Source organism: Streptomyces sp. A2-16, from assembly GCF_018128905.1.
Classification (GTDB): domain Bacteria; phylum Actinomycetota; class Actinomycetes; order Streptomycetales; family Streptomycetaceae; genus Streptomyces.
In genome coordinates this window covers 5,462,110-5,475,945 of sequence record NZ_CP063808.1, presented here as the reverse complement: position 1 = coordinate 5,475,945, position 13,836 = coordinate 5,462,110, and the positions used below count along the sequence as shown (strand labels likewise).

The following is a 13,836-nucleotide window of genomic DNA, read 5'->3' as shown; positions in this document are numbered from 1 at the left end:
GGCGCCACCCGGCTGGAGTCGCTGCGCGGCGGTCTCCTGGCGCGTCGCGCGTGGCCGCGGGGCATCCGTCCGTGGGCCAGGCGGGCCGGCAGGCGTCTTTGCGCGGCGGTCCTCTGGCGCTCTGGCGCGCCGCGCCGCCCGGCCGCGCGACGGTCCTCTGGCGCTCCGCGCCGCCCGGCCGCGGGGCATCTGTCGACGGTCGTGGACAGGGGGCGGTTCGTCGGCGTGCCCACACCGGGCGGCGACGCGGCCCCGCCAGGAGATCCGCGGCGGGAGCACGCCCGGACCAGCCCGAACCCGAGCTCACCGGTTGCAGTGACGCACTCCCGCCGGGGCGCTCACCGTTTCGCCACGAGAGCCCGGCACTCGACGTCGATCCCGTCCCCCGACACCGTCAGCTCGGCGGTGTCCCCGGGCCGTCGGTAGACCCGCTCCGTGACCATCGCCCGTTCCCCGGCGAAGAGTTCGAGCAGGGAGCCGTCCACCAGGACGCGCACAGTCAGCCGTCCTTCGGGGATCCGCACGACCAACGGAGCGGAGCCGTCGGACCGAGACCGGGGCCATCCCGAGCGGTCCAGCGTCACCGTGCCCGCAGCGGGGTCCAGCCGCACCGTGAGCTCGGCCCCCGAGGCGGCCCGCAGCAGACCCACGATGGCGGGAGAGTCCGCGGTCACCGTCAGGTCGTACGCGTCCGGGAGCGGCCCCGGGCCCAACAGGTCGGTGGAGCGCAGGAGTTCGAGCTCCGGGGCCGGTGCCACCCGCAGTGAGCCATCCTCGTGCACGTCCACGACCCGGGGTGCTGTGAGAACCCCGGCCCAGCCCGCCCCGTCGACCTCCTGCTGCGGACGGGCCTCCCAGGACCAGCCCCACAGCAGCGCCCGGTCGAGCTCGGTGTCCTGCAGGACGCAGGGAGCGTAGAAGTCACGTCCCAGATCGAGGCGTCCGCCGAGGCGGGGCACGAACCTCGGTCCGCCGCCGGGCGGTCGGGTCAGCCGGCCCGTCACATACGCCGTCCCCAGCGGGTCGCCGTCCCACAGCGCCACCGCGAGCACCCACTCGCCCCCGGGTGTGCGCGCCAACTGCGGGCACTCCCACCCGGTCGCCCCCGGGCCGAGGGCCTTGGCCGCCACCGGGTCCCGGCCGTCCAGCAACACCCCGGCGAACCGCCAGTCGTGGAGGTCCTCGCAGTCGTACACCAGCACCGACGGCGTGCCGTCCGCGTGCCCGGCGCCGACCAACGCCCAGCGCCGGCCCTCGAAGCGGAAGACGAACGGGTCGCGGAACATCGTCACGTCCAGGTCCGCCGGCGGACCGGACACCACCGGTACCGGAACGGGCTTCCACGCCTCGAGATCGTCGTCCTCGGCCACCGCGAGGCAGATCGATCCCAGCCCCGTGTGGGTGCGGTCGACACCGGTGTACACGGCCGTCGGCACACCGTCGTCGTCCACCACGCACCCCGACCAGCACCCGGCCTCGTCCGGACCGCCGGGCGTCGGGGTGAGCGCGACCGGATGGTGCTCCCAGTGGGCGAGGTCGGGGCTGGAGGCATGCCCCCAGTGGACGTTCGCGTGGACCGGGGCCTGCGGGTTGTGCTGGTAGAAGAGGTGGTGGCGGCCGCGCCAACGGAAGGGCCCGTTCGGGTCGTTGATCCAGTTGGCGGGCGGACGGACCCGGAAACGCGGGGCGTTGGGGTCAGGGCTCAACGGTTGACTCCTGCGGAGGTGATGCCCTCACGAAGAGGGCGCTGGCCGACGAGGAACACGGCGACGGCGGGGATCATGGAGAGCACGACACCGGCGAGGACCACCGAGATGGAGCCGGTGCCGAGGTTGCCCTGGAGCGAGACCAGGCCCAGCGGCAGCGTGTAGTTCTGGCCGGAGGTCTCCAGGATCAGCGGCCGGAAGAACTCGTTCCAGTGGTAGTTGAAGGCGAGGACGCCGACGATCGCGAGCCCCGGGGTGGCCAGCGGCGCGTACACGGACCGGAAGGTCCGCCACGGTCCGGCGCCGTCGAGCATGGCCGCCTCGCCCAGGTCCTTCGGCATGCCCAGGAAGTACTGGCGCATGAGGAAGGTGCCGAAGGCGGTCGGGAACGCCGGAATGATCAGGCCGAGCAGGGTGTCGGTCAGGCTCATCGACTTGAGCACGAGGAACACCGGCACGATCGTGACCTGCAGCGGGACCATCATGGTCGCGAGCACGAGCCCGAACAGCGGCTTCTTGAAACGGAAGTCGAGACGGGCGAAGGCGTAACCTGCCAGCCCCGCCGTGATCATCTGGCCCACTGCGATCAGAGCGGTCACCAGCGTGGAGTTGAGGGCGAGCAGCCACACGTCGATCTGGTCGAAGACCCCCCGGTACGACTCCACCGTCGGGTGCGTCGGGATGATCTTCGGCGGCAGGTCGAAGGACTCGGCCGGGGTGCGCAGGGACGTGGAGACCGTCCAGATGACCGGCCCGAGGGTCAGCAGCGCGCAGGCCGCGAGGCCCGCGATCCGCGCCCAGGGCGCGAGCGAGTACCGCGCACGGCTCATGGACAGGGGTGCGGGGCTGGTCTTCAGGGTCGCTTGGCTCAAAGGACTCACCCGGCTCACTGGTAGTGGACGAAACGCCGGCTGAGCCGGAACTGGAGGGCGGTGACCACCATGATCAGCACGAACAGCAGCACGCCCACCGCGGACGCCTCACCGAAGCGCAGCTGCTCGAACGCCGACTCGTAGATGACCATCACGACGGTGCGGGTGGAGTCGCCGGGGCCGCCGTCGGTCAGGACGTACGGCTGCTCGAAGACCTGGAGCGCGTTGATGACCCCGACCACGGTCGCCACCAGCAGGGTCGGCGACAGCAGCGGCAGCGTCACGTGCAGGTGCTTGCGCAGCCCGGTCGCCCCGTCGAGGGAGGCGGCCTCGTGGATCTCCTTGGGGATGTTGTTCAGACCGCCCACGAACAGCAGGAACGAGAAGCCGAACTGCTGCCAGACATAGACCAGGATCACCGCCGCCATCGCGGAGTTCTCGGACGTCAGCCATGGCACCGGGGCGATCCCGATCAGCCCGAGCGCCCAGTTCACGACGCCGAAGTCCTGGTTGAACAGGTACTTCATCACCACCGAGATCGAGGCCGCCGACAGCACCAGCGGGAAGAAGAACGCGGAGCGGAAGACCGAGCGCAGCCACACGGGCATCCGGCCGTTCACCGCCAGCGCCAGCGTGAGGGCGATCAGCAGTTGGAGCGCTACCGCGAGCACCATGAAGACGAGCGTGTTGCGGAAGGACACCAGGACGGTCGAGTCGGTGAAGACCTCACGGTAGTTGGCGGCCCCGGCCCAACGCGGGGAGTCGATCACGTTCCAGTGGAAGAAGCTCAGCACGACCGAGCCGACGATCGGCACCACCGTGAAGACGACGATGCCGACGATGGTGGGCGTCAGGAACAGCGCGGCGAGCAATCGGGTGCCGCGATCACGGGCCGAGGGCCGGTCGCCGCCGACGGCGGGCGCGGTCGCGGCCACGGTGCGTGGCGGTCGTACGTCGGGAACTCGGGTGTTCGTCATGCGTCACGCTCCATGGCCTTCTCCAGATCGCTCTGCATCCGGCGCAGCGCGGGGCCCACCGAGCGCCGGGAGGCCAGGGCGGTCCCGGTGTGCTTGAGCAGCACCTGCTCGACCTCGGCGACCTGCGGCGGCGCGGGGATCGGCCCGGTGTCGGGGAACTTGTCGAGGGTGTCGTAGAAGACCTGCCAGTGCCTGGGCCCGATCTCCCGGTAGCGGTCCGCGGTCAGCATCGAGCGGCGGGCCGGGGTCGTCTGGTTGGTCTCGAACAGCCGCATCAGGGTGTCCCTGCGGGCCGCGAACTTGATGAACTCCCACGCCTCGTCCTGCTTCTTCGAGGTGCGCAGCAGCGCGTAGCCCGCGGCCCCGAACTGCATGCGCTGGGTGCGCCAGCGGGGGAAGAACTGCACGTCGAAGCTGCCGGGCCGCATGCCGGCCAGGTGCAGACCGCCCGCCCAGAAGCCGCCGGCGGGGGTGACGCCGACCCGGCCGGTGGAGAACACCCCGATGAGGTTCTGGCCGTTGCCGCCCTCCGGGCGGGTGCACAGGTCCTCCTGGATCAGGGAGGCGAGATAGTCGTACGACTCCTCGACGCGCGCGTCGGTGGCCTGCGGGGTGGTCCACCGGTAGCCGCCCCCGCGGCCCTGGCGCTCGGCGCCCGGGTAGAAGCCGTCCCACAGCCATGCGCCGCCCGGCGCCTTGGACTCGGCGAGCAGGTTGGTGCCGTTGGCGAACAGCCAGGGGACGACTCCGCCCCACAGGCGGTTGGTCCAGAAGTACGGGGTGAACTGCGAGCCGCTGGACTTCTTCATGTCCCGCAGGAGTGCGGTGAAGTCGTCGCGGGTCCAGTCGGGCGCCGGGAAGCCAGCGCCCGCCCGCTCCAGCACCTGGCTGTTCAGGTACATGTCGGCCGCGTTGAACTCGACCGGCAGCTGGTAGAGGCTGCCCTCGTACATCATCGACTCCACCAGCGAGGGGTGGACGTCGGCGAAGTACTCGCGCAGTTCGGCCGCGTCCCGCTTCACCCACTTGTCGAGGGCGACGCCGAGGCGCTGCGCGAAGAGCTGGACGCCCTCGGTCGCGACATAGACGAGGTCGGGGGCGGTGCCCGCCGCGATCTGGGTGAGGATCTTCGCGAAGAAGTCCGACCAGTCGGTGGCCTGCACCGCGTTGATCCGCAGCTTGATGTCGGGGTGGACCTTCTTGAAGCCCTCGGTGAGACTGCGGATCGCCTCGGGACCGTAGGCGGGGCCGAGGGTGGCGACGACGAGGGAGCCGTCGTCGCGGCCGGGGATGTCGGCTCCGGTGAGCCGGTCCCAGCTCGCGGCGGTGCCGGCGAGCGCGGCGGCGCCCGCGCCGTAGGCGCCGTACCGCAACAGGGTGCGACGAGTGACGTGCGAGTCGGTCATCCAACAGGGCCTAACTCGTGTTAGTCGGAGTCTGATGCCCCAGATGATGGGAAGCGGGTCACAGCGGTGTCAAGGCCCGCGAAGACTTGACCTTTAACGAGTTAGGTCCCACAGTCCTGATCCACATGAGCCGCCGTTTCCGACGAGAGGAACGATGTGTGATGGACGGGGTCTCCAGAAGAGCGCTGTTGACGGGCACGGCAGCGGGAGCCGCGGTCGCGGTCCTGCCCGCGGGACCGGCCGCGGCGAAGCCCCAGCAGGCCGCCGGATGCGCGCGCTACCGCGCCGAGTACCACTTCACGGTCCCCGACCAGTGGAAGAACGACCCGCAGCGGCCGGTGTGGATCGACGGCGAGTACCACTACTACTACCTCTACAACGCCGACTACACGACCGGGGTCGTGGGGACGGCCTGGCGTCTCGCCACCAGCTCCGACCTGGTCTCCTTCCGGGACCGGGGGGTGGCCGTCCCGAAGAACACGACGGCGAACGGGGACGTCTGGTCCGGATCCGCCGTGGTCGACACCGACAACACGGCGGGCTTCGGCGCGGGCGCGGTCGTCGTCCTCGCCACCATGTCCCCGCACGACGGGGACGCGGACCAGGCGCAGTACCTGTACTACTCCACCGACGGCGGCCGCACCTTCACCGACCACGGGACCGATCCCGTGCTGCCCAACCCGGGTGTGCGCGACTTCCGGGACCCCAAGGTGATCCGGGACGAGGAGCGCGGCCGGTGGGTGATGACACTCGCCGAGAACGACAAGGTGGGTTTCTACCACTCGGCGGACCTGAAGTCCTGGACGTACGTGGGTGGCTTCGTCAAGGGCGGCATCGGGGTCCTGGAGTGCCCCGACCTGTTCCGGCTGACGGCCGCCGACGGCACGGTGAAGTGGGTGCTGGGCGTGAGCGCCAACGGGAAGGCGGCGGGGCTGCCGAACACGTACGCGTACTGGACGGGTTCCTTCGACGGTACGGCCTTCACGGCCGACGCCGCCGATCCGCAGTGGCTCGACCACGGCTGGGACTGGTACGGGGCCGTCACCTTCGAGAAGCGGGACACCGCCGGCGGGCTCGACGAGCGGGCGCGCTACGCGATCGGATGGCTGAACAACTGGGACTACGCGAACGTCACGCCGACGATCGACTGCGACGGCTTCAACGGCACCGACTCGATCGTGCGCGAGATCGCGCTGAAGCGGGACTCCTCCGGGGTGTACTACCTGGCGTCGCGACCGGTGGCCGCACTGGACGACCACGTCTCCCGCACCGTGGACCTCGGTGATCTGGAGGTCACCGGTACGCAGATCCTCGACTACCGGGGCGTCGCCTACGAACTGAGCTGTGAGATCAGCTGGGACCGGCTGCGCGGTGCGGGCTTGCAACTGCGCCGTTCACCGGACGGGGTCCGGCACGTCGACGCCGGCGTCTACGGCGACTACGCGTTTCTCAATCGGCGCGGCACCGTGAATCCGGACGCGAGCGGCCGGTGGCAGGAGAGCCACAGTCCCTTCTCGGGGAACAGGGTGAAGCTGCGGATCCTCGTGGACCGCACGTCCGTGGAGATGTTCGTCGACGACGGCCGGTACGTGCACTCCTCGGAGGTGTTCCCGTATCTGATCGACACCGGGCTCGCGCTGTTCTCGATCGACGGCACGGCGGTGTTCGAGAACGTGGTGATACGGGAGTTCAGCGTCTGAGTGCGGGGGCGGCGCCGACGAGGCCGTGTTCCTCTGGAGTTGCGGGAGTGGTCTCCTCGGGCAGTCATTCCGGGTGACGTGCCCCCCTGGGGGGGCACGGACCTCGGACAACGACCGGCGATCGACGGAGCACGCATGACGACGGACAAGGGCACGGCGGAGCGGGACCCGGGCATCGGGGTGAACCCGGTGGCGGGGCACATCGGGGCCGAGATCACCGGTGTCGATCTGGCCGGGGACCTCGACGACTCGGCGGTCCGCGCGATCCGGGACGCCGTGCTGCGCTGGAAGGTGGTGTTCTTCCGGAGACAGGAGCTCGACCACGCCGGGCACATCGCCCTCGCCCGCCGCTTCGGTGAGCCCGTCGTCCTGCGCAAGCGCGGCAGCGCCTCGCCCGCGGACCACCCCGAGGTCGAGACGACCGCCGACCGGCTGGAGCTGGGCGGGAAGTTCGGCATGGAGCACGAGGAGTGGCTGCAGCGTCGGCGGCACACCCTGCTGCGGGGCTGGCACTGCGACCACGGTGCCCGTGTCGACCCGCCCGCGGCGACGATCCTGCGCGCCGAGACCGTACCGCCTTACGGCGGCGACACCACCTGGTCCAACCTCGCGGCCGCCTACGCCGGACTGTCCGGCCCGGTGCGGGAGTTCGTCGACGGCCTGCGCGCGGAGCACCGGCTCGGCGTCGGCTACCAGCCCCGTCCCGGGGACGACGCGTATCTCCGGCACCTCCTGGACCACCAGGTCGCCTCGCTGCACCCGCTCGTGCGGGTCCACCCCGAGACGGGGGAGCGGATCCTGTACGTCAACGGCTACTACGTCGAGCAGATCGCCGGCCTCTCCCGTGCCGAGAGCCGGGCGATCCTCGACATGCTCCTCGAACAGGCCGTCCGTCCCGAGTACACGGTCCGCTTCCGCTGGGAGCCGGGCAGCGTGGCGTTCTGGGACAACCGCGCCACCATCCACCTGGCCCCCAGCGACAACGCCCACCTCCGTTCTCCCCGCACCATGCACCGCGTGATGCTGGCGGGGGACGTGCCGGTGGGGGTGGACGGCAAGCCGTCGGAGCCGATCACGGGGACGGAGGTGGGGCGCTGGTGACGTGAGCTCCGGGCCGGGGACGGGCTGCGGGGACTCCGTCGGGTGAGTCGGCTCGGGGGGTGTCGGCGGGGCGTCCTGGACGATCGTCGTCGCCTGCGGTTCAGGCCGGGCATCGGCTTTCCGTGTCGCTGGGGAGGCGCCGTCTCGTGAGGCCGCGTCGCAGGGGGAGGCGCCGTCTCGTGAGGGCGGCGATCCGTCCCGGGTGGTCGTCGGCTGTTCGGCACCGGGCTTGCCCCGATCGGTGGTTTCCGAGAGGGGGGGCGGGGGCGCCGGCTGATCGGCTCGCTCGGGGCATCGGCATTGCGGCCCGCTCGATTGCGATCTGTGCGGTCTGTGCGGCCCCGCGCGGCCCGCGGGCTGTCCGAGGCGTCGGCTGCGAGCCGGGTCGCGAGGCCGACCCGAGACGGTGGTGGCCGCCGCCCCGGTCGACGTCGGCCCCCACCCATCCATGCCGTTGGCCCTCACCCATCCGTGCCGTCGGCCTGCCCCACCCCTGCCGTCGGCCTCGCGTCCCGCCCGCAGGCCTACGCTCCCGGTCGCCACCCCAGCGCGGGGCCCAGCTTGGTCGCCATGTCCGTGAGGATCTGTACGTAGTCCTCGTGCTCGAAGGTGAAGGGCAGCGCGAACGCCACCTCGTCCACCTCGCGGAACGCGGCGTGCGCGTGGAGCCGTTCGGTGATCTCCTGCGACGTGCCGACGATGTCCGGCGCGAACATCAACCGTGCCGGACCCTGCGGTGACGCGGTGCGCGGAGTGCGCCGGGCCGCGTACTGCTCGTACTTCGCGCGCTGCTCGGGGGAGGCCGAGTCGGTCGGGATCACGACGAGACCCTGGGACACCCGGGCGTCCTCGCCGTCGGGATGGGCGGCGCGGAAGGCACGGATCTGCGCGAGCTGGATCTGCGCGAAATCGTAAGGGCCCGACGGATCCTCCGCCTTGACGACACTGCTGGTCAGGAAGTTCATGCCGTGCTCACCGGCCCAGCGCGCCGAGCTCAGGCTGCCGCCGCCGTACCAGAGGCGCCTGCCGAGTCCGGGGGAGTGCGGCTGCACCCGGTCGCTGAACACCTCGAAGCCCTGCACCCCGCTGAAGTCGCTGGCCGGTTTGCCGCGTACGAGGTCCAGCAGTCGCCGCACCCGCTCGTAGGAGAAGTCCTCGGCGTCGGCCGTGTCCGGGTACAGCGCCCCCTTGACCTCGTCGAAGTGCATCGGCGGGCCCACGCTCACGCCCGGGTTGACCCGACCGCCGGACAGGATGTCCACGGTCGCCAGGTCCTCGGCCAGCCGCAGCGGGTTCTCCCAGCCGAGCGGGATGACCGCCGTGCCGAGCTCGATGCGGCGGGTGCGCTGCGAGGCCGCCGCCATGACGGCGACGGGTGACGAGATGCCGTACTGGAGATGCCGGTGGCGCAGCCACGCGCTGTCGAAGCCGAGTTGCTCGCCCAGTTCGATGATCTCCAGCGTGGACTCGTGACCGCGTCGCGGATCCGCCTCGTCGAACAGGCCGATGGTGAGGAAGCCCAGCTTGCGCAGGGGGCGGGGGGTCGGCGGCACGGGCTCCTCCGGGTTGTTTGAGCTATCAAGCAGTACGGCAGTGCCAACCGGGCCCTCTCGCGTGATGTTCCCGAACTCCTCGCTCTCCGCGTCAGGAATGGGTCAAGGGAATGGTCACCTCGTCCTCGACGGGCGGGTCGATCTCCTGGGCGCGGTTGCCGGTGGCGGCGAAGCAGCGCAGCCGCACCGCTTCCGGGGTGACGTCCAGCCGCAGGAAGCACTTGAAGAACGGCGGGCTGTACGTCGCCGAGCTCGGCGAGAACAGCTGTGTGTAGATCTTGCGCACCGGGAGACGGAACCGCGAGGTGCGGTCGGGGCGACCGCCCGCGCCCAGGAGACTGGCGACAAGACGGGTGCGCAGGGTGACGCGCGCCGGCTCGCCCGGCAGACGGGTGGGCGGGATGCCGAGCCGCTCGGCGATCACCGCGGTGGCCTCCGCCTCGGTGAGGGTGAAGAAGCGGCGCAGGCGCAGCCGACGACCGTAGAGCCTGCTGTAGAAGGCGAGGGAGTCGCCGCGCAGGGGATAGCAGCGGAAGTCCTTCTCGGTGACGTTGGCGACCGAGACGTGCGGAATGGTGTGGGTGGCGTGCATGAACGCGCCGCCGCCGCCCGAGACGACGTACTGGATGGTGCGGCCGTCCACGTCGACGGGATAGCGCTGGTAGTTGTGGATGTCGCCGCCTATCGCCGCGACGTAGTGGTGCTCCGGGTCGCGCACGATGTCGTCGACCGTGCCACCGCCCTCGATGGCGCAGGGGTGGTGCTCGCCGTCCACGTACAGGGGCGAGCCCGTGATGAGGATCTTCGGGCGCGGGTCCCGGGACACCTCGCGCAGCCAGGCGCCCTGTTCGGCGTCCAGCGTCCCGAGCAGTCCGGTGTCTATGCCGATGATGCGCAGGGGACCCGCGTCGACGGCCCAGTACGGGCCCGGCTGGACGGCCCGCTGCGCCGGAGCCGCGCGCAACCGGCGTACCTCGTCCAGGCGTTGGCCGTCGTGCGCGCGCGGCCGGTGCCACAGGAGGGAGCGCAGCCATGCGCGGGTCAGGGGGCGGGGCGCGGGGCCGGGCTCCAGGGGCGGGGCGTCGTCGCAGAAGACCCGCATGAAGGCGCCGAGATCCTCGTACCAGTCGTGGTTGCCGGGTATCGCGTAGATCGGCGCCGGATAGTCCTGGTAGGGCCGGAAGAACTTCGGGCCGTAGTCGTCCGCGCTGCCCACCGGGTAGATCACATCACTGGCGACCACGGCGAACCGGGTGTCCTGACTGATCTTCAGAAAGCCCGGCACGACGGCGTACTGGGGGTCGTCGCCCTCGCCCGTGTCACCGATCACCATGAACGAGAACGCCTGGGGGTCCTCGCGGCGGATCACCTTGTCCGGTGGCGCTCCCGCCGCCGCGCGCTGTTCCACCCAGCGGCTTCGGGTACGGCCCGTGGGGTCCCCGAACCAGGAGGCGACCACGCCGTTGCGGGCGGCCCACAGCGTCCTCGGGTTCAGCCACGAGATCTTCTCGACCTTGGGCGGCATCAGCCGCCTGTACTCGCCGAGTTGGGCAGAGCCCCAGCCGGCGCCTTCGGCGGTATCGCGTGAGGAGTCAGACACCGGTGCACCGTAACAACGATCTAGAACCGGCCGACAAGGGGGAGTGCCCTGGCGCACCACCCCTCCCGGAAGTCACCGGGTCCGCGGAGCATGGAGGGGACGGTGCTCACCTCTGCGGGCTGCGGGGCGCGGCCCATTGCGGATCCGGCGCCTGGGGCGCGCGGGCGTGGACCACCCGGTTCTCCTGCTCCTCGAAGAGCGAGTCGGACTGCGGTGCGCTGTGCGCGGTCGAGGCGGAGGCGCGGTTCCAGTCGCCGTCGCCGAGCACCAGGAGCGGGTCGAACATGACGACCACGCCTGCCAGCAGCAGAAAGATCGCCGGTCCCAGCAGCATGGGCAGCAGCAGCGAGGTGGGCGAGTCGCCCGCCCACGAGCCGCCGGTCCTGCCGTGCACATGGACGCTGACCGCGGACATGCCCGTGTAGTGCATGCCCGTCACGGCGATGCCCATGATCAGGCTGGCCCCGAGGCTCGTCAGGAAACCCCGGATCGTGACGGCCGCCCACAGGGCCGCCGTCGCCGCGACGATCGCGATGACCACCGAGAGCCCGACGACGGCGGGGTCGTAGCGGATCGTCCCGTTGAGGTGCAGCGCCGCCATGCCGAGGTAGTGCATGGCCGCCACGCCGAGCCCGGTGACCACGCCCGCGAAGGCCAGGTTCAGGGTGCTGGCGCCTCGATAGCCGACGATGAACACGCCGATGCCCACGACGACGATGGCCACGGCGAGACTGAGGACCGTGAGCCCGGCGTCGTAGCGGATCCGGGTCTCCTCGACCTGGAAGCCGATCATCGCGATGAAGTGCATCGTCCAGATGCCGCAGCCGATGGAGGCGGCGCCGAGTGCGAGCCAGCCCGCCTTCCACGACTGGTCGCTGAGGAGGGTGCGCACAATGCAGCGCAGCCCCAGAGCCCCTCCCAGGCACGCCATGAGATAGGCGGCGACAGGGGTCACCACCCCATAGCGGAACCCGTCCACTGTGCCTTCCATAAGCCAACTCCCCCCAGAGCTTTGGCTGGTTGTTGAGGAAGAGTTACGGCTGTGGTTCGCGTAAAGCAAGGCATTACCGGGGGTAATCAGCAGACTCCCGAGCGGCGCGGTTGAACTTTAGTCACATGGAGGCGATTTTCGGCCAAGCGGGTTCGAAGGCCTCGCGGATGTGCCAGAGTTGAACGATTTTCAGCATCCCAGCGGAATGGATGATCCCATTCCGTTCACGAAATCCGGTGGTCGGTTCGCCGTCGCTCGTGAACGATCATTTCCGTGAGCACGCGCACGGAACACTCCCCCTCCACCACCCGCCCCCTCGCCCTGATCACCGGTGTCGGCCGAACCGTCGGTATCGGCGCCGGCATCGCCCAGCGGCTGGCGGCCTCGGGGTGGGACATCGCCTTCACCTACTGGAACCCGTACGACGCCCGCATGGACTGGGGCACCGAGCCCGGGGCGACCGAGGCGATCGTCAGGAACCTGGCCGAGCGGGGCGCGGCCACCGCCGCCATCGAGGCGGACCTCGGCGACCCCGAGGCGCCTGCCCGGGTCTTCGACGAGACCGAGCGACGGCTCGGCCCTGTGACCGCACTGGTGTTGAGCCACTGCGAGTCGGTCGACTCCGGCCTGTTCGACACCACCGTCGAGAGCTTCGACCGTCACTTCGCCGTCAACACCCGCGCGACGTGGCTGCTCATCCGGGAGTTCGGTCGCCGCTTCACCGCGGAACGGGGCACCGGGCGGATCGTCAGCCTCACCAGCGACCACACCGTCGGCAACCTGCCCTACGGGGCGAGCAAGGGTGCCATGGACCGCATCACCCTGGCCGCCGCCCACGAACTGGCCCACCTCGGGGTGACCGCCAACGCCGTCAACCCCGGTCCCGTCGACACCGGTTGGATGACCGAGGAGGTCCGCGCCCACTGTCTCGGCGCCACCCCGCTCGGCCGCCTCGGCACCCCGCAGGACACGGCCCACCTGGTGGACTTCCTGTGCTCACGGGAGGGTCAGTGGGTCAACGGGCAGCTGCTGAAGAGCAACGGGGGCTTGGGATAGGCGTCTTGCGCCGTCCGCTCACCCCGAGCGGGCTCCCGCCCCGGGGCGCGTCACGTGAAGAACTCGCCCAGCAGCGGCAGCATCAGGGACGTCCGGTGCATGAGGGCCATGTGCGTGGTGTCCGGCAGCACGGCCAACTGCGCGTCGGGGAGCAGTCGTTGCATGTCCGCCGCGTGCTCCACGCGGACGAAGTCGCTGTCGCCGACCAGCAGCAGCGTGCGCGCCCGCACCGCGCGCAGGTCGTCGGCGGTCCAGGGCAGCGGGGCGTTCGCGGCCGCCGAGACCTTGGCGAGGAAGTCCTGGAAGTGCTCGGGGTCGGGCGCGACCGCCGCGTAGGCGTCGGCCATCTCCTGGAAGTCGTCCTGGCTGGGCAGCCGGGGCGAGCTGTAGTCCGGCACACGGACCTCGTCGTGGACCCCGTCCTGCGAGTACACGGTGGCGGCGAGCGCGAGCTGCCCCACGCGCTCCGGGTGCCGGACCGCGATCTCCAGCGCGGTCAGCCCACCGAGGCTGAACCCCAGGAAGTCGGCCTGCTGGATGCCGAGTTCGTCGAGCAGCGACACCACGTCCGACGCCAGGTCCGACACCGTCATCTCACGGTCGCCGTCGGCGGTGTGACCGTGCCCCTGCAGTTCGGGAGCCACGACCCGCCGGTGGGCGGACAGGGCGGGCAGCACGGACGAGAAGGTCAGACCCACGGTGAGGGCGCCGCCGTGCAGCAGCACCAGCGGGCGGCTTCCCCCGGGCCCGGCGCCGTGGATCTCGTAGTACATCTCCAGGCCGTTGACCTTGGCGTATGCGGAGCTGCTGGGCACGGTCGTCACATCCGTTCTGCGTAGGTCGTACGCGGTCGCATGGATGGAAGACCTTGTGC

Annotated in this window: 11 protein-coding genes; 3 read left to right on the top strand and 8 right to left on the bottom strand. The window is 70.7% G+C overall.

Translation table 11 applies throughout. The annotated features are described in order from the left end of the window. Window positions 1–338: 338 nt before the first annotated feature. Genes IOD14_RS24500 through IOD14_RS24485 form a run of 4 tightly spaced genes read right to left on the bottom strand, consistent with a single transcriptional unit; the run spans window position 339 to window position 4,961 of the window. On the bottom strand, window positions 339–1,706 hold the full coding sequence (locus tag IOD14_RS24500) for a glycoside hydrolase family 32 protein (protein ID WP_212671537.1): 1,368 nt from the start codon (window positions 1,704–1,706) through the stop codon (window positions 339–341). After that, the gene (locus IOD14_RS24495) at window positions 1,703–2,536 is read right to left on the bottom strand and encodes a carbohydrate ABC transporter permease (RefSeq protein WP_123992470.1); all 834 of its coding nucleotides are present in this window, start codon (window positions 2,534–2,536) and stop codon (window positions 1,703–1,705) included. Before IOD14_RS24495 ends, IOD14_RS24500 begins: the two co-directional genes overlap by 4 nt. Before the next feature lie 56 nt (window positions 2,537–2,592). Beyond that, a complete protein-coding gene (locus IOD14_RS24490) occupies window positions 2,593–3,555 on the bottom strand; it encodes a sugar ABC transporter permease (protein WP_123986957.1) in 963 nt (320 codons plus the stop codon). Then, window positions 3,552–4,961: an extracellular solute-binding protein gene (locus IOD14_RS24485; RefSeq protein ID WP_212671536.1), complete on the bottom strand. Its 1,410-nt coding sequence runs from the start codon at window positions 4,959–4,961 to the stop codon at window positions 3,552–3,554. The genes IOD14_RS24490 and IOD14_RS24485 overlap by 4 nt, the downstream gene beginning before the upstream one ends. A 161-nt stretch (window positions 4,962–5,122) precedes the next feature. On the opposite strand from IOD14_RS24485, the gene IOD14_RS24480 reads away from it, so the two are divergent. Both IOD14_RS24480 and IOD14_RS24475 read left to right on the top strand, forming a co-directional pair. Continuing rightward, window positions 5,123–6,661, top strand: a complete 1,539-nt coding sequence (locus IOD14_RS24480) for a glycoside hydrolase family 32 protein (RefSeq protein ID WP_212671535.1) — start codon at window positions 5,123–5,125, stop codon at window positions 6,659–6,661. A 135-nt stretch (window positions 6,662–6,796) separates the two neighbouring features. Then, the gene (locus tag IOD14_RS24475) at window positions 6,797–7,762 is read left to right on the top strand and encodes a TauD/TfdA family dioxygenase (protein WP_212671534.1); all 966 of its coding nucleotides are present in this window, start codon (window positions 6,797–6,799) and stop codon (window positions 7,760–7,762) included. A gap of 524 nt (window positions 7,763–8,286) precedes the next feature. On the opposite strand, the gene IOD14_RS24470 is transcribed toward IOD14_RS24475, so the two are convergent. The 3 genes from IOD14_RS24470 to IOD14_RS24460 all read right to left on the bottom strand — a co-directional run bounded on the left by IOD14_RS24470 (window position 8,287) and on the right by IOD14_RS24460 (window position 11,906). Then, window positions 8,287–9,315 carry an LLM class flavin-dependent oxidoreductase gene (locus IOD14_RS24470; protein WP_212671533.1) on the bottom strand — a complete coding sequence of 343 codons (1,029 nt, stop codon included), beginning with the start codon at window positions 9,313–9,315 and terminating at the stop codon, window positions 8,287–8,289. A 91-nt stretch (window positions 9,316–9,406) separates the two neighbouring features. Next, window positions 9,407–10,915, bottom strand: a complete 1,509-nt coding sequence (locus tag IOD14_RS24465) for a metallophosphoesterase (RefSeq protein ID WP_212671532.1) — start codon at window positions 10,913–10,915, stop codon at window positions 9,407–9,409. A gap of 106 nt (window positions 10,916–11,021) precedes the next feature. Next, window positions 11,022–11,906, bottom strand: a complete 885-nt coding sequence (locus IOD14_RS24460) for an MHYT domain-containing protein (protein ID WP_123986951.1) — start codon at window positions 11,904–11,906, stop codon at window positions 11,022–11,024. A 273-nt stretch (window positions 11,907–12,179) separates the two neighbouring features. Here IOD14_RS24460 and IOD14_RS24455 point away from each other — a divergent pair, with 273 nt between their 5' ends. After that, window positions 12,180–12,962, top strand: a complete 783-nt coding sequence (locus IOD14_RS24455) for an SDR family oxidoreductase (protein ID WP_212671531.1) — start codon at window positions 12,180–12,182, stop codon at window positions 12,960–12,962. A 50-nt stretch (window positions 12,963–13,012) separates the two neighbouring features. On the opposite strand, the gene IOD14_RS24450 is transcribed toward IOD14_RS24455, so the two are convergent. Beyond that, entirely contained in the window at window positions 13,013–13,777 is a 765-nt protein-coding gene (locus IOD14_RS24450; RefSeq protein ID WP_249126054.1) for an alpha/beta fold hydrolase, read from the bottom strand. Window positions 13,778–13,836: the final 59 nt, after the last annotated feature.